At 62.1% G+C, this 20452-nt stretch carries 19 protein-coding genes; 8 read left to right on the top strand and 11 right to left on the bottom strand.

Annotated elements, in window-relative coordinates; translation table 11 throughout:
• From BM413_RS25020 to BM413_RS24990, 7 genes are all read left to right on the top strand, one after another.
• Complete coding sequence (locus BM413_RS25020) at positions 1-1968, top strand: hydantoinase B/oxoprolinase family protein (RefSeq protein ID WP_091917578.1); 1968 nt, start codon at positions 1-3, stop codon at positions 1966-1968.
• A gap of 171 nt (positions 1969-2139) precedes the next feature.
• Positions 2140-2994, top strand: a complete 855-nt coding sequence (locus tag BM413_RS25015; protein WP_091917577.1) for an FAD binding domain-containing protein — start codon at positions 2140-2142, stop codon at positions 2992-2994.
• On the top strand, positions 2991-3488 hold the full coding sequence (locus BM413_RS25010) for a (2Fe-2S)-binding protein (RefSeq protein ID WP_091917576.1): 498 nt from the start codon (positions 2991-2993) through the stop codon (positions 3486-3488). Before BM413_RS25015 ends, BM413_RS25010 begins: the two co-directional genes overlap by 4 nt.
• The gene (locus tag BM413_RS25005) at positions 3481-5829 is read left to right on the top strand and encodes a xanthine dehydrogenase family protein molybdopterin-binding subunit (RefSeq protein WP_091917575.1); all 2349 of its coding nucleotides are present in this window, start codon (positions 3481-3483) and stop codon (positions 5827-5829) included. The genes BM413_RS25010 and BM413_RS25005 overlap by 8 nt, the downstream gene beginning before the upstream one ends.
• A 12-nt stretch (positions 5830-5841) precedes the next feature.
• The gene (locus BM413_RS25000; protein WP_091917574.1) at positions 5842-6561 is read left to right on the top strand and encodes a LamB/YcsF family protein; all 720 of its coding nucleotides are present in this window, start codon (positions 5842-5844) and stop codon (positions 6559-6561) included.
• Between the two features lie 124 nt (positions 6562-6685).
• Entirely contained in the window at positions 6686-8068 is a 1383-nt protein-coding gene (locus tag BM413_RS24995) for an aspartate aminotransferase family protein (RefSeq protein WP_091917573.1), read from the top strand.
• Positions 8065-8730 (top strand): nuclear transport factor 2 family protein, encoded by a 666-nt coding sequence (locus BM413_RS24990; RefSeq protein WP_091917572.1) that lies wholly within the window; start codon positions 8065-8067, stop codon positions 8728-8730. Before BM413_RS24995 ends, BM413_RS24990 begins: the two co-directional genes overlap by 4 nt.
• A 143-nt stretch (positions 8731-8873) precedes the next feature.
• Here BM413_RS24990 and BM413_RS24985 read toward each other — a convergent pair whose 3' ends face one another.
• From BM413_RS24985 to BM413_RS24940, 10 genes are all read right to left on the bottom strand, one after another.
• Positions 8874-10067, bottom strand: a complete 1194-nt coding sequence (locus BM413_RS24985; RefSeq protein ID WP_091917618.1) for an ABC transporter substrate-binding protein — start codon at positions 10065-10067, stop codon at positions 8874-8876.
• A 42-nt stretch (positions 10068-10109) separates the two neighbouring features.
• Positions 10110-11192 carry a branched-chain amino acid ABC transporter permease gene (locus tag BM413_RS24980; protein ID WP_091917571.1) on the bottom strand — a complete coding sequence of 361 codons (1083 nt, stop codon included), beginning with the start codon at positions 11190-11192 and terminating at the stop codon, positions 10110-10112.
• 3 nt (positions 11193-11195) lie between these two features.
• Entirely contained in the window at positions 11196-12101 is a 906-nt protein-coding gene (locus tag BM413_RS24975) for a branched-chain amino acid ABC transporter permease (protein ID WP_091917570.1), read from the bottom strand.
• 1 nt (position 12102) lies between these two features.
• Positions 12103-12837, bottom strand: coding sequence for an ABC transporter ATP-binding protein (locus BM413_RS24970; RefSeq protein ID WP_091917569.1), 735 nt, complete (start codon positions 12835-12837; stop codon positions 12103-12105).
• The gene (locus BM413_RS24965) at positions 12834-13586 is read right to left on the bottom strand and encodes an ABC transporter ATP-binding protein (RefSeq protein WP_091917568.1); all 753 of its coding nucleotides are present in this window, start codon (positions 13584-13586) and stop codon (positions 12834-12836) included. Before BM413_RS24965 ends, BM413_RS24970 begins: the two co-directional genes overlap by 4 nt.
• A 251-nt stretch (positions 13587-13837) precedes the next feature.
• A complete protein-coding gene (locus tag BM413_RS24960; protein WP_091917567.1) occupies positions 13838-14809 on the bottom strand; it encodes a 5-oxoprolinase subunit C family protein in 972 nt (323 codons plus the stop codon).
• Positions 14799-15674 carry a 5-oxoprolinase subunit B family protein gene (locus BM413_RS24955; protein ID WP_091917566.1) on the bottom strand — a complete coding sequence of 292 codons (876 nt, stop codon included), beginning with the start codon at positions 15672-15674 and terminating at the stop codon, positions 14799-14801. Before BM413_RS24955 ends, BM413_RS24960 begins: the two co-directional genes overlap by 11 nt.
• A gap of 10 nt (positions 15675-15684) precedes the next feature.
• Positions 15685-17049, bottom strand: coding sequence for an acetyl-CoA carboxylase biotin carboxylase subunit (locus BM413_RS24950; protein WP_091917565.1), 1365 nt, complete (start codon positions 17047-17049; stop codon positions 15685-15687).
• Positions 17049-17282, bottom strand: coding sequence for an acetyl-CoA carboxylase (locus BM413_RS24945; RefSeq protein ID WP_091917564.1), 234 nt, complete (start codon positions 17280-17282; stop codon positions 17049-17051). Before BM413_RS24945 ends, BM413_RS24950 begins: the two co-directional genes overlap by 1 nt.
• Positions 17283-17348: 66 nt before the next feature.
• Positions 17349-18071 carry a LamB/YcsF family protein gene (locus BM413_RS24940; RefSeq protein WP_091917563.1) on the bottom strand — a complete coding sequence of 241 codons (723 nt, stop codon included), beginning with the start codon at positions 18069-18071 and terminating at the stop codon, positions 17349-17351.
• Between the two features lie 127 nt (positions 18072-18198).
• Here BM413_RS24940 and BM413_RS24935 point away from each other — a divergent pair, with 127 nt between their 5' ends.
• Positions 18199-19104 carry a LysR family transcriptional regulator gene (locus BM413_RS24935; RefSeq protein ID WP_091917562.1) on the top strand — a complete coding sequence of 302 codons (906 nt, stop codon included), beginning with the start codon at positions 18199-18201 and terminating at the stop codon, positions 19102-19104.
• Between the two features lie 285 nt (positions 19105-19389).
• Here the strand turns inward: BM413_RS24935 and BM413_RS24930 are convergent, their stop codons facing one another.
• Entirely contained in the window at positions 19390-20118 is a 729-nt protein-coding gene (locus BM413_RS24930; protein ID WP_091917561.1) for an IclR family transcriptional regulator, read from the bottom strand.
• Between the last annotated feature and the right edge of the window lie 334 nt (positions 20119-20452).

The raw sequence follows: 20452 nt of genomic DNA, 5'->3' as shown, positions 1-20452 counted from the left end.
ATGACAAAGATGGTTGAACCCGCCGCCAGCCTCGATCCTGTAACCTTCGAGGTTTTGAAGAACTCCTTCATCACCACCGTCGATCAGATGGCCGAGCAGATGTTGCGCACCTGCTATTCCTTCGTCATCTACAATCGTGACTTTTCAAACGCCCTTCACGATGCCGACGGAAATTCGGTCGCCCAGGGCAATTACGACATCGCGGTCCATGTCGGCACGCTGCACAACACCTGCAAGGACGTGATCCGCGTCTTCGAGGGCGACATGGCGCCCGGCGACGTCTATGCCATCAACGATCCCTATGCCGGCGGCACGCATTTCAACGACGTTCGCCTCGTCCGGCCGATTTTCGACGAAGACAGACTGATCGGCTTTTCACAGTCGAACGGTCACTGGTCGGATCTCGGCGGCTCCGTGCCTGGTTCCTTCGACGTTACGGCGCGCGACATGTTCCGTGAAGGCCTGCGGATCACACCGATACGCCTTTTTCAACGCGGCCGCTTCTGCTCGGACGTAGCAAATATGATCGCTGCCAATACGCGCGATCCGGCATCGATCATCGGCGACATCCATTCCCAAGCGCAGGCAACGCAGGCGGCCGAACGCGAACTTCTGAGGCTCGTCAAGAAATACGGGCGTGACCAGGTAACGCGTGGCATGGAGGAGGTGCAGGATTACGTCGAACGTGCCGTACGAAAGCGTCTCGCCGAATTGCCCGACGGCACCTGGGAGACGGTCGACTACATCGACCGGGATCTCGGCGCCGGCGAAGGAATGATCCCAATCCGCATCAAAATGACGATCAAGGGCGACACGATCCATTACGACTTCACCGGAAGCCATTCGACGATTGCCTCGATGTACAATTCCGCGCCGGGCGCGACCTTCTCGGCCGTGGTCGCCGGCATGAAGACCTTCTTCCCGGACCTTCCGCTCAACAGCGGGTTTTATCGCATGATCGAGGTGACCGCGCCGAAGAACAGCGTGGTTAGCGCGGAATGGCCGGTGGCGGTGACCGGGTTCCTGATGCCGTTCGAGAAGATCATGAACGCGATTTTCGAAATGTGGTCCAAGATCATGCCCGAACGCGCCATCGCCTGCGCATTCAATCTCGAATATCTGCTCGCGGGCGGCCGCGATGCACGCAAACCCGACAAGCCGATCTTCATGTTCTACGAGTGGCTGCCCGGCGGCTGGGGTGGGCGCAACGGCAAGGATGGCGCGGATGTCACCACCGCCTGCTTCGGCACGGGCCTCATGTCCCAACCGAATGAAGGCAACGAGCGGGTGAACCCGACGCGGACCACCGAGTTCCAGATCAAGCAGGATTCGGCCGGCCCCGGCAAATGGCGCGGCGGCGTCGGCGTGCAGAAGACCTCCGTGCTGCTCGAAGCGGAAAATGCCGTCATGTCCTACATCTGCGACCGCGAGCGCGCCGTGGTCTGGGGCGTCGAAGGCGGCCTGCCTTCCATGCCACACGGCCTGACGCTGAAGCGAGCCGGAGAAGACACGGCGACATGGCTCGGCTCGGTGTTTTCCGATCATGCCGTCCGTACTGGCGATGAATTCGCGCGGCCGACGGCCGGCGGTGGCGGCTTCGGCGATCCGCTTGAGCGCGATCCCGCCAAGGTGAAGGAGGACGTCATCGACGACTACGTTTCCTTGGAACGCGCAAAGACCGACTATGGCGTCGTAATCCGCGAGATCGACCGCGATCTTTGCCAATATGAAATCGACGAGGCGGCGACCGAAGCCTGTCGCGCCGACATTCGGGCCACACGCAAGGATCGGGCACGAATGGATCCGGCCGAGGTCGCGCGCAAATATCAGGCCGGCGAGATCAATACGCTCGATGCGGTTCGGCACTATGCCGTGATCCTCGACTGGGAGACGGGCGAAGTCCTCCCCAAGACCACGGCGCAGTTCCGCGAGAGCTTCGAGAAACGCAGCGCCGCCCACTGGGCCTGACCTGCTGGAGAAAGGCGAGCGCCGCAGAATCCCGGGAGCGCTCGCCACGATCAGAGCTATCTGTTTTTTCGATATAATATTCCAAGAATTATTATTTCACAGGAGCCAAAAGCTGGAGCATCAATGCTGCAGCGCCACAAAAAGATGGCAGTTTCCGAGGGGTAAAGACAAATGGCGCAAAGCGTGGAACGGTCGTTCACCGTGGCCAGCAGCATTGACGAGGCGTTGGTCGCACGCCGGCAAGGCGCAGCGGTGCTTGCCGGCGGCACATGGATGATGCGTGACCCCCTTCGCGGGGTCGATCTTCCCGAGGCGGTCGTCGCACTTCACCGAATTCCGGCCTTGTCCGAGGTCGAAGTCGATCCGGATCATACCGTTATCGGCGCTGTGGTGACTCACGCGGTCCTTGGTCGTGCGTTGCGAGGGCTGGCGGGCTTCGAGGCTCTGGTTGGAGCGGCGGACGGTGCGGCCAATCCCGGCATCCGCAGAGTTGCGACCGTTGGCGGCAACCTCTGCACCCTGGATTTTGCCGCCGCGGACCTTGCCCCTGCCCTTCTTGTCTGCGAAGCGACGGTGGAAATGGAGACTTTCGACGGCCCGAAGCTCATCGGCATTTCGGATTTCCTCAGAGACCGGCCTACTTTGCTGGCCGATGCGATCCTGACGAAGGTCCACCTGCGCCGCGACCTGATCGCGAGCGCACATATCCGCCTGCCGCTTCGCATGGCCGGCGATTATCCCGTAGCGATCGTCTCCATCGCTGTGGACAAAGACAAACGGTTTCGTATCGCGGTCGGTTCTGTGGAGCCGATAGCGCGGCGCTGGACCGCCTTGGAGGAAGCATTGGCTGCAGAACCGGGTGGGTTCGCGCTCAATCCGGAGCGCGTCACTGAGCTGGCAGCAGAACACAACGACTTTCACGGCCGCGACAGCACGGAAGCTGAGGGTTGGTATCGGCGTCAGGTTCTTCCAGCCTTGGTCAAGCGCGGCTTGGCGGCATTTCTCAAGACGGAGGGTCTGGCATGACGGTGACATTCCGGCTGAATGACGAAGACTATCGCTTTCGCGACGATCCGATGACCCCGCTTGTCGACATATTGCGGCAGGAACACTTCCTGACTGGCACGAAGGCCGTATGCCGCGAAGGCTTCTGCGGCGCCTGCACGGTCCATGTCGATGGTGAGGCCGTCCCTTCTTGCCTGAAGCCGGTCGGCCTCCTGCACGGATGCGAGGTAACCACCATCGAAGGATTGAGCTCCGGCCAGGAAGCACTCCATCCGCTTCAGGCCGCGTTCGAGGCGGCGGATGCCGTGCAATGCGGTATGTGTTTTCCGGGAATGGTCATGAGCCTGTCAGCCTTCATGCGCGACAATCCGGGAGCGTGCCGTGCTGAAATCAAATCCGCCATGGTCGGCAATATCTGCCGCTGCACCGGTTACGAGCGGATCGTCGACACCGTCGTCGACTGCCTCGATACACATCGGCAAACCACTGAGACGGCAGGGAGCATGAATGTCTGAGCTGTCCGCCACGATAATGAATCTTCCCCGCCGCGACGCGCAGGACAAGCTGCGCGGGCGGACGAAATACACCAATGACCGGATTCGCCCCGACATGCTGCATGCCGTGCTTTTGCGCTCGACGGTGCCGGCAGGACGTATCCGGCGGCTCGACGTGTCAGCGGCACACGACTGTCCCGGTGTCCGTGCAGTAGCGACTGGAGCCGACGCGCCCGGGCTCTACGGCATCGGCATTGCCGACCATCCGCTCTTTGCCATCGACACGATCCGCTATCACGGCGAACCCATCGCGGTCGTCGCAGCAGAGACAGAGGCGCAGGCGCGAGCGGCCCTTGCGGCGATCGTGCTGGAGATCGAACCGCTTGCACCGGTCTTCACCATGGCCGAAGCGCTCCAGCCGGGCGCGCGGCTCGTTCATGAAGACTGGCATAGCTATGAGATAATCACCGAAGGAAGCGCGCGCGCCGGCAACATCGCCTGGGAAGCCAAGTCCAGCCGCGGCGATGTCGACGCTGCCTTCGCCCGTCCCGATGTCCGCATCGTCGAGAGCAGCTTCACCGTCGGCCGGCAGAGTCATGTCCCCTTCGAGCCGCGCGTTGCCATCGGCTCCTGGGAAGACGGACGCGCCCACATCCAGACCTCAACGCAAGTGCCCTGGACGGTCCGCAACGTCACCGGAAGGGTGATGCAGCTGCCGCCCGGGCGCGTGCGGGTCACGGTGCCGCCCGTCGGCGGCGGCTTCGGCTTGAAATTCGATGCCTCCATCGAGCCTATCACCGCACTTCTGGCGCGGATGACGGGGCGCACGGTGGTCCTGGAAAACAGCCGGCAGGAAGAAATGGCCACCTGCCTGTGCCGCGAGAATGCGGAAATCCGTATCCGTTCGGCCGTCACCGCAGAGGGAGAAATCGTCGGACGCGAGGCGGTCGTCTTGATGGATTGCGGTGCCTATGGCGGCGAGCAGGTCTTTCTGACCACGATGACCGCGCACACGCTGGGCGGCAACTACAGGGTTGGCGCAATCCGGCTCGTCAGCCGCGCCGTATACACCAACACGCCGCCCAATGGTGCTTTTCGCGCATGCAACGGCGTCTACAACACCTTCGCGCTGGAGCGGCATACCGACGAAATCTGCGATACGCTCGACATCGATCCGATTGAATTCCGCAAGAAAAACGTTCTGAGGGACGGCGATCTCGGTCCCACCGGCCAGGTCTTCGAGGCCGACGTGCTGGGTCCGATGCTTGACCGCATGGTGACGTTACGGGCAAACACCGGCACCTCGGAGGCAAAGGCCGACGGTCGGCTCTACGGAATTGCCACGACTGTCGGCACCTGGTTCGTCTTCGTTGGGCCGTCGGCCGCGACGGTCAACCTGAACGCCGACGGCAGCGCGACCTTGGTGACGTCAGGTGTCGAGATCGGCTCGGGCACGATGATGCAGTCCCTGCCGCAGATCGTGGCCGGACAGCTCGGCCTGACGCCCGACCAGGTGATTGTGCGCGAGGCCGATACCGACGCCGCCGGCCTAGATGTCGGCGTTGGCGGTGGCCGCACCACCGTATCCATTGGCGCCGCCAGTGTAGCCGCCTGCGCCGAGGTCCGCGAGAAGCTGCTGCGGAGCGCCGGCGAGATGCTGCAAATCCGGCCGGACGACCTGGTGCTGCGCGAAGGACGGGTTGAAATTTCAGGACGCCCGGGCTCCGGCGTGGCGATCCCCGCCGTCGTCGCCCACGCGCAGGCCACCACCGGTCCAATATCCGGCAGCGGAGCGTTCACGGCCAAGAACACTCCGGCCATGTCCGGCTGCGCCATGGGTCATTTCATCGACGCACTCGATATTCCGGTCTTCGTGGTTCACGAGGCGGAGGTGGCAGTCGATCCCGACACCGGCCATGTTGAGGTCCTTGCCTATCGCGTCGTGCAGGATGTCGGCCGCGCGCTCAACCCACGTGCCATCATGGGCCAGATACAGGGTGGCGTCGTGCAAGGGCTGGGCTACGCCTTGCACGAGGAGGTGACGATCACCGCTGACGGACGCATCGCGCAGGACGACTTCGAGACCTATCGCCTGCCGCTGGCCCCGGACGTAATTCCGGTCGACGCCGACCTCTACGAGGGCGCGCCGTCGATGGGGCCGCTCGGTACCAAAGGCGCGGGCGAGGTGCCGATCCTGGCTGTAGGTGCAGCGATCGCTTGCGCGGTGGCACGCGCCACAGGCAAACCGGTGCGGCAGTTGCCGCTGACGCCGCCGCGCGTGCTCCGGCTACTCCACGAGCGCGAACCGCAACCGGAATTCCCGCACATTGCCCCAGGCTGGGCAGCAAACACCCTGGGCTGAGGGACGCAAACTATGGTCACCCTGAACTGCGACATGGGCGAAAGTTACGGCAACTGGCGCTTCGGCGACGACACCGGCATCATGCCATACATCGACTGTGCCAACATCGCCTGCGGCTTCCATGCCTCCGACCCATGGACGATGCTGAAGACGGTCCGGCTGGCGCTGTCGCATGGCAAGAAGGTCGGCGCGCACCCTTCCCTTCCGGATCGCGAGGGGTTTGGGCGGCGCGAAATGAAACTGCAGCCGGAAGAACTGACCGCAGCCTTCCTCTACCAGATCGGCGCTCTGACCGGGACGCTGGTAGCCGAGGGCGGTCGGCTCAGCCATGTGAAGCCGCATGGCATCGTCTACGGCATGGCCGCGCGCGACATGGACACCGCCCGGGCCATTGCCACTGCCGTAAAGCCGTTCGGCGTACCGCTTTTCGGCATGGCCGGAACCTGTCACGAGACGGCGGCGCAGGCGCTCGGCGTGAAGTTCATCGGCGAATTCTTCCCCGACCTCACCTATGCGCCGGACGGCAGCCTGATCATTCCCCGCGTCCAGTCGGCCATCGATTTGCCGCTCGCCGAAGACCGCATGGCGCGAGCGCTCACCAGGAACGAACTGGTGACGACGGACAATACGGTGCGCCCGATATCCTTCAGCACGGTATGCATTCACTCCGATCCGCCCAATGCGCGTGATGTCGCCGCGCTGATGCGGCGGGTCATCGACACGCATTGCTGAGGTTCATCATGCTGCTTGCGACCGATCCGCTGCTCTGCGAAAGCAATCTGCGCAAAGCACACGGGACCGAAGAATACCCCGAACTCAAAACCCCTGCCATTTCCCCAAGCCGCTGAGGACTTTCATGGACGCGCTTTCCAACTCTCTCGCCGCAGCCGACATCGCCACTACGATGCATCCCTACACCAACCTGCGCCAGCACGAGAAAACCGGCCCGCTGGTCATCAGCCGAGGCGACGGCATCCGCGTCTATGACGAGCGCGGCAAGGAGTATATCGAGGGCCTCGCCGGGCTCTGGTCGGTGGCCGTCGGCTTCTCGGAAAAGCGATTGGCCGAAGCGGCCTATCAGCAGATGCTCAAGCTGCCCTACTACCACACCTTTTCCTCAAAGGCGCATGAGCCCTCCATCCGGCTCGCCGAGAAGCTCGTGGAGATGACACCTGAGAACCTGACACGCGTGTTCTTCACGTCGTCGGGCTCGGAAGCCAACGACACCATCGTCAAGATGATGTGGTTCATGAACAACGCGCTCGGCCGGCCCAAAAAGAAGAAGTTCCTGGCACGCACCAAGGGCTATCACGGCATCACCGTCGCCTCCGGCAGCCTGACGGGCCTGCCGGTCAACCATCGCGACTTCGACCTGCCGGCGATCCCGGTTCGCCACCTGACCTGCCCGCACTTCTACCGTTTCGGCAGGGAAGGCGAGGACGAAACGGCCTTCACCGCGCGCCTGCTCGCCGAACTCGAAGCCGTAATCGCAGAGGAAGGTGCCGACACCATTGCCGCCTTCATCGGCGAGCCGGTCATGGCCGCCGGCGGCGTTCTGCCGCCCCCGTCCGGCTACTGGCAAGGTGTTGAGAAGATCTGTCGGGCAAACGACATCGTCCTGATCGCCGATGAGGTGATCTGCGGTTTCGGCCGTCTCGGCACACCGTTCGGCTGCCAGAAATTCGGCTTCACGCCCGATATCATGACGCTGTCCAAGCAGATCACCTCGTCCTACATGCCGCTGGCCGCCGTGGTGTTTTCGGAAGCAATCTATCAGGCGATCGCCGACAACACGGCAACCATCGGCAATTTCGGCCACGGCTTCACGGCCTCAGGCCATCCGGTGGCGACCGCGGTGGCGCTGGAAAACCTCGCCATCTTCGAGGAACACGATCTGATCGGCAACGCCGCCAGGCTTGAGGCGTCGTTCCAGGCCGGCATCCGCTCCTTTGCCGATCACCCCCTGGTCGGCGAAGCGCGCGGCACGGGTCTTATCGGAGCCGTCGAACTGGTGGCCGACAAGGCCACCAAGCGCCCCTTCGCGACGGTCGGGCGAGCGGGCGCTATCGCATCAGGGATCGGCCACGAGGAAGGCCTCATCTTCCGCGCCATTGGCGACCAGCTGGCGCTGTGCCCACCACTGATTTCCACGGAAGACGATGTCAGGGAGATCATGGCACGCATGGGCCGGACGCTCGAACGCCTGACCGGCGCCATGACAGAGGAGGGATTGGAATGAGCCGTCCGAAAGCTGAACCCGTTACCCATATAGACGACGACCGTTTCCGTGTGACCGAATGGCGCTTTGCCACCGGGGCTGAGACGGGGTGGCACATCCACGGCCATGATTACGTCATCGTGCCTCTGACCGATGGCAAACTCGGTCTCGAGGGTCCTGACGGCACGCAATCACAGGCCGCGCTCACCCAGGGCGTTCCCTATTCGCGGCGGACTGGCGTGGCCCACAATGTCATCAATGCGGGCGAGACGCCCCTCGCCTTCCTAGAGGTCGAGGTCGTGAACAGTGACCTCTCCGCCCGCAGGCTTTCGGTTCTCGACCGTTTCCTGGCGGCATGGAATGCTCGCGACGTGGACGCGCTGATGGACTGCATGGCCGAGGATTGCGCCTTCCACGGTTCTGCCGGTCCCGACGCGGAAGGGCGCAGGCATTTGGGACGAAACGCCGTGCGCGCAGCTTATGCGGCGTTTTTCGATGCCTTCCCGGAAGCCGCCTGGACCAATGGGCGTCACGTCGTGACGGGCGATACCGGCCTCTCGTCCTGGCGCTTCGTCGGCACCACGACGGCGGGGCAGCGCGTTGAAGTCGATGGCTGCGATATCTTCGCCTTTTCAGGCGACCTCATCTCGCTGAAGGATTCCTATCGCAAGGCGCGCGGGTAGCGAACATCTCAAGTTACCAAGGCGCGATCCAGACGACGCCCTTGAGTCCGAAATATCCCTCACGGAAAAGACAAAAGGCCCGGTAAACACAACCGGGCCTTTTGCATGAAAGGCCGGAGCTGGTCCGGCCCTTCTTCTGTCCGTTACTTCAGCAGGGCTTCCATCGGGACCGGCTCAGAGATCGTCCAATTGCCGACGACGCCGGGCTTGCCGGCCTTGGTTTCGACGATCAGGTAGCGTGCCTTATTCTGGTGATGCAGCTCTGGCGTGAAGGTGCGGGTACCAAACAGTGTCGGCTCATCCTTCATCTTCTCCAGCTCCGCCACGACCGCGTCGGCCTTTGTGGTGCCTGCGCGTTCAACCGCCTTGGCCCAGATGTCGATCATGACATAACCGGGATAGACGTACTGGCTCGACGGATCGGCACCGGTCTTTGCCTTATAGGTGGCATTGAACTTGTTGACGTCGGCACTCGGATCGTCGCCATAGATCGAGCCCTGAACAGGAACGAAGAAGTTCGACAGGTCCGGCACAGCGGAAAGCCAGTAGCTGCCATCGACGCCCGAGCCGTTCAGGATCATCGAATTGATGCCGGCGGCGCGAAGCTGCTTGATGGCCGAGACGGCGCCCGGCATCATGGTGCACAGCATAATCGCATCCGGCTCCTTGGGCAGGGACTTGATGCGGGTGATCTGCGCGGCGATGGAAGCGTCCTCGTTCTTGAAGGTATCTTCACCGACAAGCTTCGCACCCTGAGCTTCGAGCTTCGGCATCATCCAGTCGAAGCCGTCGCAGATGCCTTTGTTGTAGACCGTCCAGGTGTCGAGCAGTCGGTAGAAATCCTTTGCTCCCTTCTCCTTGAAGGCCCATTCGGCCATGGTCGCACCCTGAACCGGCGCCAGCACCGAGGCCGAGAAGCTGTGCGGGCCGACGCCCTGGATACCGGCCTTGATCGATTCCGCGCACAGGAAGAACGAGACCTGGCCTGCATCCTCAGCGGCCAGCGCGGCTGGGGATCCGAAGTCGTAGTCGCATGAGACGACCACAAGATCCGCGCCCCCGTCGAGCACCGAAAGACCCGCCTTGGCCCCTTCTGCACGGTCGGACTTGGTGTCGGCCTTGACCACCTCGATCTGCTTGCCGAGCAGACCGCCCGCCGCGTTGATCTCCTCAATGCGGATCATGGCCGCTTCCTGGGCGGGTTTGTCATAGGCTTCCATGAAGCCCGATTCCGCTGTGGCGAAACCGACGACGATCTTGTCGTCATCGGCCAGAGCGGAGTACGCCACCGACAACACAGCAAAAGCTGTCATCGCAATTCTCATCTTGTATGCCATCGACATCTCCTTGTTGATTTCCGGTCGGCTTCCGGCCGCCGGTTAGCCACGGTTTCTGCGGGGTAAGGTGACTTCGCGATTGCCCATGAGCCCGGATGGGCGAAGCGCGAGGATCACGATCATGATGATGCCAAGGGCGATTTCCTGAAGCCCCTTCGGCAGTGCGAAAGTCGACTCGCCCATCGGTACGCCCGCCTCGAACCAGCGCAGCGCCTGGATGAGGGCGGACAGAAGCACGACACCGATCACTCCGCCTGAAAGACTGCCCATGCCGCCGACGACCAGCATGGAGAGGGTTGTGAATGTCAGGCTGAGATAGAAGGTGTCGGGTGTAACGACACCGATTGAGTGCGCCATAAGCGCGCCGCCCAAACCCATCACCGCGCCCGAAACCACGAAAGCCACGAGCCGTTCCCTGGGGATGTCAACGCCCGATGCCGACGCTGCGATGGGTTCGTCCCGTGCCGCACGAAGCGCAAGGCCGGAACGCGAAATGGCATGTGCCCAGGCGATGAAGACGGCGACGACGGCACCGATCAGATATGGCCAGATGGTGCGGATGATGGGAATGCCGACGACCGACGAGGTTCCCCCCGTAACGCTGTCCCAGTTGGAATAGATGGTGTTGATCATCGCCAGCACGGCAAACGTGGCGATCGACGCGGCGATGCCTGAAAGCCGCATCAACACCCTGCCGAATATCAGCGCCGCCACCCCGGCAAAAAGCGCGGCAAGAACCGCGGCCTCCCAATAAGGAAGCCGCATCTGCAGCAGCCATTCGGGCAGCCCCGGCAAGGCACTGCTTTTCATGATGGGATTGATGGTGAGCCAGGCGGTGGCATAGGCACCTAGGCAGGCGAAGCCGACATGCCCGAAGCTGAGCACTCCCGAATTGCCGATGAAAATGTAGAGCCCCACGACGAAGATGACGCGGACGAGAACGTCGATCACCGTCTGGTTGAAGGGGCGCGACCCCGTCATCACGGTAATCAGAGTGATGGAGATCAGCAAAAGCGAGAGCAGGATCGGCGTTATGATCGTGCGGCGCGCCAGCGAGAAACGCGCCGGCTTTTTCGCGGCCACGACATCGCCGGCAAGCGGAGTTTCAGATACCACTGCGGACATGGGTCAGACCCTTTCCTTGGTGCCGCGGGCGGCAATGAGTCCCTGAGGACGGAAGAGGAGCACGAGGATGACGGCGCCATAGACGAAGGCGTCGCGGAAAGGCCGGGCGTCGACAGGCAGCACGACCTGCATGACCACCGAAGCCGCTCCCAGCAGGAAGCCGGCAAGTACCGCCCCTCCAAGGCTGCCCAGGCCGCCGATGACGGTGGCAATGAAGGCCATCAGCATGATAGAGGCGCCCATCTGGATGTCGGCGGTGCCCGTCTGGCTGCCGAAGATCAGGGCTATGGCCCCGGCAAGCGCGCCCGACAGCGCAAACGCGCCCATGATCACCCTATTGGCGCGAACCCCGAGCATGCGCGCCATCGAGAAGTTTTCCGCCGCCGCCCGCATTTCCAGGCCGAAGCGGGTCTGGCGCAGGAACAGCGTCAGGCCGATCAGGATGGCCATGGTCATGACGATCGTTATCAGTTGCAGGAGTGGCAGCCGCGCGCCGAAGATTTCGACCGGCTGGGAAAGTGTCGGCAGCAGCGAGATGGATTTCGGCCGGCTGCTGTACAGCATCAGCAGGAAGTAGCGGATTACGAAGCCAAGCGCGAAAGAGGCGATCATCATCGTCGCCGGATTTGCATTCCGGAAGCGTCGGAAGACCACGATTTCGCACAGCACCGACAGACCCGCCCCACACAGGAGAACGAAGGGCACCAGCAGATACCACGGCAATTGACCGGCAAAGACGATGGCCATTGCGTCCGTGGATGGCCACAACAGGGCGAAGACACAGAAGGCGATGACGTCGCCATGGGCGAAGTTCACGAGCCGCATGACGCCGAAGATGAGGGCGATGCCGAGTGCGCCGAGTGCATACAGCGAACCGAGCGAGAGTGCGTCGAACAGTATCTGCAGCATCTCAATGGTCCTCGTAGCCGAAATAGGCAGCCTGGATCGCCTCGCCATTGCCCAGCGTGCGGGCGTCGCCGTCGAGCACGATCTGACCGCCGCGCATCAGGATCATCCGCCCCCCCACCATCATCGCGCGGGCCGAACTCTGTTCGACGATGAGGAGCGTAAGCCCACGTTGTGCGCGCAGAGCGATCAGCCGCTCGTACACCTGGTCGGTGATGTTGGGCGCAAGGCCAAGCGAAGGCTCGTCGATGGCGATCAGCTTAGGATTGGTCATCAGCGCGCGTCCGATCACCAGCATCTGCTGCTGGCCGCCCGAAAGCAGTCCTGCCTGTCCATGGCGCCGGTCCTTCAGGATTGGGAAGGTTGCGTAGATGGCTTCCAGTTGGGTCGTCGCCCGTGCGCGCCAGCCGCGATCGCTGGCGTGCATGCCGGTGCCGATCAGAAGATTTTCCTCGGTGGTCAGAGAGCCGAAGACCTCCCGTCCCTCCGGCACCATGGAAAAGCCGAGCCGGGCGATGTTCTCCGGTGCCTGGCTTGTGATTTCGTGGCCGGCAAGGTCGATCCGCCCGCCCGCCACCGACGTGACCCCGGCGATCGCTCGCAGAAGCGACGACTTTCCGGCTCCGTTCGGGCCGGTGATGAACAGGATTTCTCCCTCGTCCATCGAGAAGGAAACATCGCGAACCGCCGTCAGCCGGCTGTAGCGGATGGTGATATCGGAAAGGGAAAGCAGGCTCATTCCATCACCTCCAGCACGGGCAGGTTGGCATCTGCGGCCGTGCCCATATAGGCGTGGCGCACCTTCTCGCTGACGCGGATTGACGCCGGCGGGCCTTCCTCGATGATGGCTCCGGAATCGAGCACGACGATATGCTCGCAAAGGCCGAGCACGAGCCCGACATTGTGCTCGATGAGCAGGACGCCGCATCCGAAATCGGTCACGATGCGGCGGATGAGTGACGAAAGCTCCTTCGATTCCGGCCCGCTCATTCCGGCCGCGGGTTCGTCGAGCAGGATGTAGGCGGGCCGGCCCATGAGGGCACGACCGATGGCTACCCGTCGCTCGTCCGTATAGGGCAAGGTTCCCGCGATACGCGAGCCCAGCGAAGCGATGCCGATCCAGTCGAGCATCGCTTCCGCCTCCGCGATGGCGGCGCGCCGGCTCATACCGAGCCCCACCCCCGTCACTTCGAGGTTGTCCACCACCGCCAGGTCGCGGAAAAGGCGGCCGCCCTGGAAGGTTCGCGCAATGCCGCGCCGCCTGACCTGATGTGGCTTGAGGCCCGTCAGCGCTTCTCCGTCGAGCTTCACGGCACCTTCCGTAGGCGTCTGGAAACCCGTCAGCACATTGACGAGTGTGGTTTTCCCCGCGCCGTTCGGACCGATGAGGCCGCTGATACGGCCCGGCGTGATTTGGAGGTCGACAGCCGACAGGGCTTTTAGCCCCGCAAACGCCACCGAGACGTTCTCCGCGCTCAGATGACTCATGTCCCTTTCCTTCTTGTTGCCGACGGAAAGGCGCGCAGCGTCCGGCCTTGCGGCCAGCTAAGTTGCGAGTGTCTTCCCCTGTCGGTTCCGGCGGTCTCTAACGGATCGCTCGGATGGCCAAATTCACGCCATTTACTGGCATCGTCTTGTCGTTTCGCGCGCCGGATTTTGTCTTCCGGCACACCGGGGCCGGTTTTGGCCGACCGATCCCCTCCCTTCCGGCTCCTCCGCCGGCAGTCCCCTGGCCGATATCAACCGGCCAGATACTCTTCAGCGCGAGCCAATGCGGCGTTGCCTTCCGCTCGAGCAACGAGCGCCTCCTCCAGCGTCACGGGAACAAACCGGGCCGGCGTGTGTGGCTGGAGCTGGGCTATCAGGTCCATGTCGGCCGATATAACCACACCCACCATCATATAACCGCCACCGGAAACCGCGTCGCGATGAAGAACGATGGGTTCGGTCCCGCTCGGCACCTGGACGGAGCCGTAGGGGTAACAGGCATCGACAATGTTCGACGGATCGGAGCCTGCACCGAAGGGTTGCTCACGCTCGATGAATTCCAGTGGCGTGCCACCACGGAAGCGATAGCCGATGCGGTCGGCCTCCGGCGCGACCTTCCATGTTTCCTCGAAGAACCGCTTGCCGGCGGCTTCGGTGATCCGGTGCCAGTAGATGCCGGGAAGCATCCTCAGTTCTGACGGAGCGCTTTGCGCGCGGCGCAGGTTGGCAGGCAGCGAACGCCCGGCGATCCCGGAGCCCTGGCCGATAGGAAGCTCGTCGCCTGCCTTCAGCGTGCGGCCCTCATGGCCGCCGAGCGCGCCCAGAATATAGGTGGAACGCGAACCGAGGGCCAAAGGTACGTCGATGCCGCCGGAAACGGCGATGTAAGCGCGAGCACCGCCCTTCAGGAAGCCAAAGGAAAGCCGCTCGCCCGCTTTCACCGGAAAGCTTTCCCAGGTCGACCGTTCCTCGCCGTTGAGCTTGGGCGGCAGCTCCCCGCCGGTGACCGCGACAGTTACAGCCTGCGTGAACTCGAGTTCCGGCCCCATGAATGTCGCTTCGAGCAGCGCCGCACCAGGATCGTTGCCGACAAGCAGGTTGGCGATGCGGGTGGCGAAGCGGTCCATGCCGCCGCCTTCGGGGATGCCGACATGGTAGTGGCCCGGACGGCCAAGGTCCTGCACAGAGGTGGAGAGGCCGGGAGAGATTACCTTAACGGCCATTGATAAGCTCCGTCAGCTTTGCGTTGGTGCCGTAGATGTCGCGGTTGAAGTCCGTCAGGCTGAAGGTGCAATCGCGCACCACCGGCTGCCACCGATTGGCTTCGATCTCCTCAAGCGTGGCGTCGTAGTCGTCGCGGCTTATGGACTTGAACTTGACGATATCGCCTGGCTTGAACAGGCACATCTCGTCGGAGAGATAGCGCACCTTCCTGGCCGGATCGTAGATCGGGGCGGGGGTCACTCCGTACATCTGGTAGCCACCTGCCCCCCGCACCGAATAGATCGCCGCAAAGCACCCGCCATGGCCGATGGTGAGCTTGGGCGTGTCGGTGCGCGGACGAAGATATTTCGGTGCCTGAATCTGTCTCTGGCGCTCGACCATCTGGTACAGGAAAGGCAAGCCAGCGACGAAACCGACCATGGAGACGAACCAGGGCTGGTCGGAATAGGCTGCGATAAATTCCTCCACCGTGGCATAGCCATTGATGCGAGCCGAGTATTCGAGATCGGTGGATGAAGGATCCTGATGACGCTCGCGGAAGCGCAGGCAGGTTTCATGCGTCCAAGGATCCTGGAAATAAACCGGCAGTTCGATGATCCGGGTCTTCAGCACCGGATTTGCCTTGGACGCTGCCTCTTCCATCGACTTGAGCTCGACGAGCAGGTCCTGCGGCGCAATCAGGTCCGGATTGAACCGTATCTGGAAACTGGCGTTCGCCGGGCAGATTTCCGTCACACCCTTGATGTCGGCTGCGCGCACCGCGTTGGTCATTGAAAGACCGGTGAAGAAGGAGGCCAGCGACATTTCCTCGGACACTTCACCGAAGATGTGTTCGTCACCGCCGAAGTTGAAACGTATCGACATCGGTCTCCTTTCAGTCTGCCAATGATGCAGCGTTTTCGGTGAGCCAGCCTTCCAGCCAGCGTGTATGCACCTCCCCGGCCTGCACCGACGGATCGGCGGCAAGCGCGAGAAAGAGCGGCTTGGTGGTCTTGAGGCCACCGATCTTCAATTCGCGAAGCGCGCGGGCAAGACGGGTGATCGCAGCCTCCCGCGTCTCGGCATGAATGATCAGCTTGGCGAGCAGCGAGTCGTAGAAGGGCGGCACCTGATAGCCCTGATAGAGCATGGAGTCGAAGCGCACGCCGGGACCGCCGGGGATACGAAGCTCGCCAATCTGCCCGGGAAACGGTGCAAAATCCTTCGCGGGATCCTCGGCGTTGAGCCGCACCTCGATCGCATGTCCCTTGACCGAAACATCGCTCTGGCGAAGCCGCAGCTTCTCGCCGCCGGCGATGCGCAGCATCTCGGCAACAAGGTCGATGCCCGTGATCGCCTCGGTGACCGGGTGTTCCACCTGAATGCGGGTGTTCATCTCGATGAAGTAGAAGCGGTCGGCCTCGTCGTCGTAAAGATACTCCACCGTGCCCGCGCCGGAATAGCCGACGGCCTTTGCCAGCGCGACCGCCGAGGCGCAGAGCTCTTCGCGCAACCGGTCAGGCAGCGCGCGCGATGGCGCCTCTTCCCACACCTTCTGCCGCCGCCGCTGCAGCGAGCACTCGCGCTCGTAGCAGTGGATGGCATCGTTTCCGTCCGCCAGCACCTGGACCTCGATATGGCGGGCCTTGCCGATAACCTTTTCCATATAGAGCCCACCGTCGCCGAAGGCTGCGAGCGCTTCGGCCTCGGCCTGCGGAAAGGCCTGCTCGAATTCGGCCAGCGAGTTGGCGATGCGGATGCCCCGCCCGCCGCCACCTGCGGCAGCCTTGATCATCACCGGGAAGCCGGTGTCGATCAGCACCTCGCGGGCTGCCTCGATGCCTTCCACCCGGCCCATCGAGCCCGGCACCACCGGAACATTGGCAGCCGCAGCAGCCGAACGGGCGGAGACCTTGTCGCCCATCAGGCGGATCGCATCACCGGATGGACCGACGAAGATCAGTCCGGCAGCGGTGACCGCATCGGAGAACGCGGCATTTTCGGCGAGGAAACCATAGCCGGGGTGAACGCTGTCACAGCCGGTATCGCGGGCCGCCTGCAAAAGCGCCTCGATGTTCAGATAGGACTTCTTCGCAGCCGGCGGGCCGATGTTGACGGCCTCATCGGCAAGCTGGACATGCAGCGACTCCGTGTCGGCCGCTGAATGCACCGCCACGGTGGCGATACCCAAATCCTGCGCCGCCCGGATGATCCTGACTGCTATCTCGCCCCGATTGGCAATCAGAAGCTTCTTCAGCATCAGTCGACGTCCGCGAGAGGGGCGCCCGCCATGACGGGGTCCTCGTTGTCGGCAAGGAAGCGGATGTTGGTGCCGGACGCCTCGGCCGTGACCTCATGGAACGACTTCATCACCTCGATGAGGCCGATGACGTCTCCCGCCGCCACCGCATCGCCATCCACCTTGTAAGGCGGCTTGTCGGGCGAAGGGCTCCGATAGAAGGTACCAGGAAGAGGCGAAAGAATCTGGGCCATAACGAACTCCAAAAATCTGCGGACTAACTGATAAAAAGCCGCCCGTGGGGACGGCTGGGATCGACTTTAGTGCCAGGGTGCGATGGCGTCGCGCACGGCCTTTGCGATTTCGAGGGCATTCGGCGTGTCGGAATGTACGCAGATGGTTTCGCAGCGGACCGGGAAGACGCCTCCATCTTCCGTCGTGCCCTTGCCCTCGGTGATGGCGCGCACGCACCGCTCGGCCATCGCGGCAGGGTCCTTGGCGTCATGCACTCGCGTTACGATGAGCTTGCCGGAAGCGTCGTAGTCCAGATCGGCGTAGAACTCGGCGACGAATGGAATGCCGCGTTCCTGATAGACCTTCTCGTGCAGGGTTCCGGTCATGCCGAAGAGCGGCACACCGAAGATTTCGGCGGCGTCGCACACACCATGCGCAACGGCTTCCTGCTTCGTGGCCATGAAGTACAGGCTGCCATGGGGCTTGATGTGGTGCAGCTCCACGCCCTCAGCCTTGAGGAAGCCCATGAGCGCTCCGACCTGGTAGACGATGCTGTTCCTCACCTCGTCGCGCGTCATGCGCATCTCGCGCCGGCCGAAACCCTGAAGATCGGGCAAGCCTGGATGGGCGCCGACCTTCACCCCGCTGGCTTTTGCGCGAAGCACGGTCGCTTGAATGTGATCCGGGTCGGAAGCGTGAAAACCACAGGCGACATTGGCTACGTCGATAAGCGGCATCATGCCGGCATCATCGCCCATCTTATAGAGGCCAAAGCTTTCGCCCATGTCACAGTTCAGTGTGACAGTCATCGTGTTGTTACCCCTGGAAGCTGCCATCTTCTGTGGCGTTGCAGCATTTTTTACGCAACGCGGGGGACTTGTGAAATAGTAGTTTTTTGATTGTGATATCAAAAAAACAGATATCCGGGCCAAGATCATGACCATCACACTGAAACAACTCGATTATTTCATTGCAACGGCGGAAACCGGCCAGGTCAGCCACGCCGCGGCCGAGCTGAATCTCTCGCAGTCGGCGGTCACCGCGGCCATCAAGGGGCTGGAGGCGGACCTGGGGGTCAAGCTTTTTGAACGCACCCACACCGGCGTAAGGCTGACTATGGAGGGTTCGCGATTTCTGGAACATGCGCGGGTCATAACCGGCGCGGTCGCCGCCGCGGTGCGAACCCCGCTGCGCGAAAAGAGCGGGCTCTCCGGCAAGCTCCGCCTGGGCATGACCTATACGGTTGTCGGCTACTACATGTCGCGGCACTATGCGCGCTTTCGCAAAACCTATCCGCAAATCGACGTCGAGCTGCTCGAGCTTCCGAGAGAGGACCTCGAACGGGGCTTACTGCGAGGGGAGATCGACATGGCGGTCATGCTGGTCTCAAACCTGGCGCATATCGACGACCTCGTCCAGGAAGTGCTGATGCGCTCAAACCGCCGGCTGTGGCTTTCCGCTGATCATCACCTGCTCGTCCGCCGGGACATCACCCTCGCCGATGTCGCGGCCGAGGACTACATCATGCTGACCGTCGACGAAGCGCGCAAAACCGCCTCCCGCTATTGGGACACCGCAGGCCTCACACCCAAAACCGTTCTGACGACGAGTTCCGTGGAGGCGGTGCGTTCCCTCGTGGCCGCGGGAATAGGCGTCACCGTGCTGTCAGACATGGTTTACAGGCCGTGGTCCCTCGAGGGACAGCGGATCGAGGTGCGCGGCCTCGTCGAGCCGATCCCCAGCATGGATGTCGGCCTGGCGTGGTCACGCAACCGGCCCATTGGCCCAGCCGGTGCCACCTTCCGCGCCTTCATGTCGGTGACGATGGGCGGCGGCGGATGACCGCAGCCCATCGTCTCAAAATCACCGATATCGACGGCGAAAAGTTTCTACAAAGATCTACGCTAGGTCCCACCCCCGGTTCACATGTAAATCTGTCGTTGCTGCAGCATTCGACTCGAGCAGCACGTAGCAAAGGTCAACTATCTCAAACCGTAGGCGAAAGCGATCCACTCTGCATCTTATGCGACTTTTCGCGGCATTGAGTATCTGGAGAGACGCCGTGATGCCAATTTGGTTCCAGCTATGCCGAGATCCAATGAAGTCTGTCGGCTTTGGCGCATGAGGCTAATGTTGGTTGCTCGCCGCGATAATCTCGGTGAAGCGTGCCGATATGCCTACTATGATAGAGGACAGTTCATTCATGCGCTCCTTCGGAAAATACACCGTCGCACCGTTGATGCTGACAGCTGCATCCACCGACTGGTTGATCTTGAAGGCGGAAGCTATCCCGCACGTCCCCAGGCTGACCTCGTCATAGTCGGTGGCGAAGTTCCGCCGTTTTGCGTTCTCGAAATCTGCCCGGACCTCCGAGGTCTTGCGGGGATAACCTACCGGAATGTCCTGCAGGAAAGCGTTCCAGGTATTGGCAGGACGCCGTCCGATAAGAGCCTTGCCGACAGCAGTACGGAAGGCCGGTGCGCGCTGGCCAACATGGGAGCGGATTTGAAGCTCCCGTCGACCGGAGACACGCTCGACCAGAATTATGTCGGTACCGTCGAGAATGGCGATATGAAGCGTGTCACCGATCTCTTCCGCGTATTCGTGCAAAGCGGGCCTAAGAATATCGACAAAACCGAGACTACGCTTCTTCTTCTCTCCAATTTCGAGAAACCGGAAACCCAGCTCATAGCGCTTATGGCTGTATGAGAGGTATCCGTGGGAGACCAGCGTCGCCAGAAGCCGATGGGTCGTGCTGCGTGAAAGTTCCGATTCCCGTATCAGCCCGGCGAGCGTCTGGTTGCCGTCGGCGACCAGTTCGATAAGCTTCAACGTCTTCTCCACCACAAGGCTCATTCACAATCCTCCTCAATCCGATAACCGCTGTTCCCTGCGTCTTCACGGCGCTCCCGTCTCAGACGATCCCACCAAACAGCCAGTCCGGATAACAGCAGACCCGCAATCAGAAATCATGTCATATCATGAATTATCCCAATATATAGGATAAATATTCCAATTATTGACACGAATTGTGCTCTTCGGCAGAGTTGCGCTAACAACTGGCGTAGCGCTCTAAAATCGGGCGCGAGAGAACCAAGGGAACATCATGGCCCATCGGAATGGGAAAAGCGCGATCTTCGCGCGAGGCGTATCTTTGTGTGATGTTGGGCGAGTGGTTCTCTCCGCTGAG

The organism is Mesorhizobium sp. YR577, from assembly GCF_900116595.1.
GTDB lineage: Bacteria > Pseudomonadota > Alphaproteobacteria > Rhizobiales > Rhizobiaceae > Mesorhizobium_M.
This window is presented reverse-complemented; position numbering and strand designations above follow the sequence as displayed.

Bases quoted from the DNA above. Each gene is read 5' to 3' on its own strand.
- BM413_RS25020 (WP_091917578.1), top strand. From the start codon at position 1: ATGACAAAGATGGTTGAACCCGCCGCCAGCCTCGATCCTGTAACCTTC.
- BM413_RS25015 (WP_091917577.1), top strand. From the start codon at position 2,140: ATGGCGCAAAGCGTGGAACGGTCGTTCACCGTGGCCAGCAGCATTGAC.
- BM413_RS24945 (WP_091917564.1), bottom strand. From the start codon at position 17,282: ATGGCCCAGATTCTTTCGCCTCTTCCTGGTACCTTCTATCGGAGCCCT.
- BM413_RS24990 (WP_091917572.1), top strand. From the start codon at position 8,065: ATGAGCCGTCCGAAAGCTGAACCCGTTACCCATATAGACGACGACCGT.
- BM413_RS24940 (WP_091917563.1), bottom strand. From the start codon at position 18,071: ATGACTGTCACACTGAACTGTGACATGGGCGAAAGCTTTGGCCTCTAT.
- BM413_RS24930 (WP_091917561.1), bottom strand. From the start codon at position 20,118: ATGAGCCTTGTGGTGGAGAAGACGTTGAAGCTTATCGAACTGGTCGCC.
- BM413_RS24970 (WP_091917569.1), bottom strand. From the start codon at position 12,837: ATGAGCCTGCTTTCCCTTTCCGATATCACCATCCGCTACAGCCGGCTG.
- BM413_RS24995 (WP_091917573.1), top strand. From the start codon at position 6,686: ATGGACGCGCTTTCCAACTCTCTCGCCGCAGCCGACATCGCCACTACG.
- BM413_RS24950 (WP_091917565.1), bottom strand. From the start codon at position 17,049: ATGCTGAAGAAGCTTCTGATTGCCAATCGGGGCGAGATAGCAGTCAGG.
- BM413_RS24985 (WP_091917618.1), bottom strand. From the start codon at position 10,067: ATGGCATACAAGATGAGAATTGCGATGACAGCTTTTGCTGTGTTGTCG.
- BM413_RS24980 (WP_091917571.1), bottom strand. From the start codon at position 11,192: ATGTCCGCAGTGGTATCTGAAACTCCGCTTGCCGGCGATGTCGTGGCC.
- BM413_RS24960 (WP_091917567.1), bottom strand. From the start codon at position 14,809: ATGGCCGTTAAGGTAATCTCTCCCGGCCTCTCCACCTCTGTGCAGGAC.
- BM413_RS25000 (WP_091917574.1), top strand. From the start codon at position 5,842: ATGGTCACCCTGAACTGCGACATGGGCGAAAGTTACGGCAACTGGCGC.
- BM413_RS24965 (WP_091917568.1), bottom strand. From the start codon at position 13,586: ATGAGTCATCTGAGCGCGGAGAACGTCTCGGTGGCGTTTGCGGGGCTA.
- BM413_RS24955 (WP_091917566.1), bottom strand. From the start codon at position 15,674: ATGTCGATACGTTTCAACTTCGGCGGTGACGAACACATCTTCGGTGAA.
- BM413_RS24935 (WP_091917562.1), top strand. From the start codon at position 18,199: ATGACCATCACACTGAAACAACTCGATTATTTCATTGCAACGGCGGAA.
- BM413_RS25005 (WP_091917575.1), top strand. From the start codon at position 3,481: ATGTCTGAGCTGTCCGCCACGATAATGAATCTTCCCCGCCGCGACGCG.
- BM413_RS25010 (WP_091917576.1), top strand. From the start codon at position 2,991: ATGACGGTGACATTCCGGCTGAATGACGAAGACTATCGCTTTCGCGAC.
- BM413_RS24975 (WP_091917570.1), bottom strand. From the start codon at position 12,101: ATGCTGCAGATACTGTTCGACGCACTCTCGCTCGGTTCGCTGTATGCA.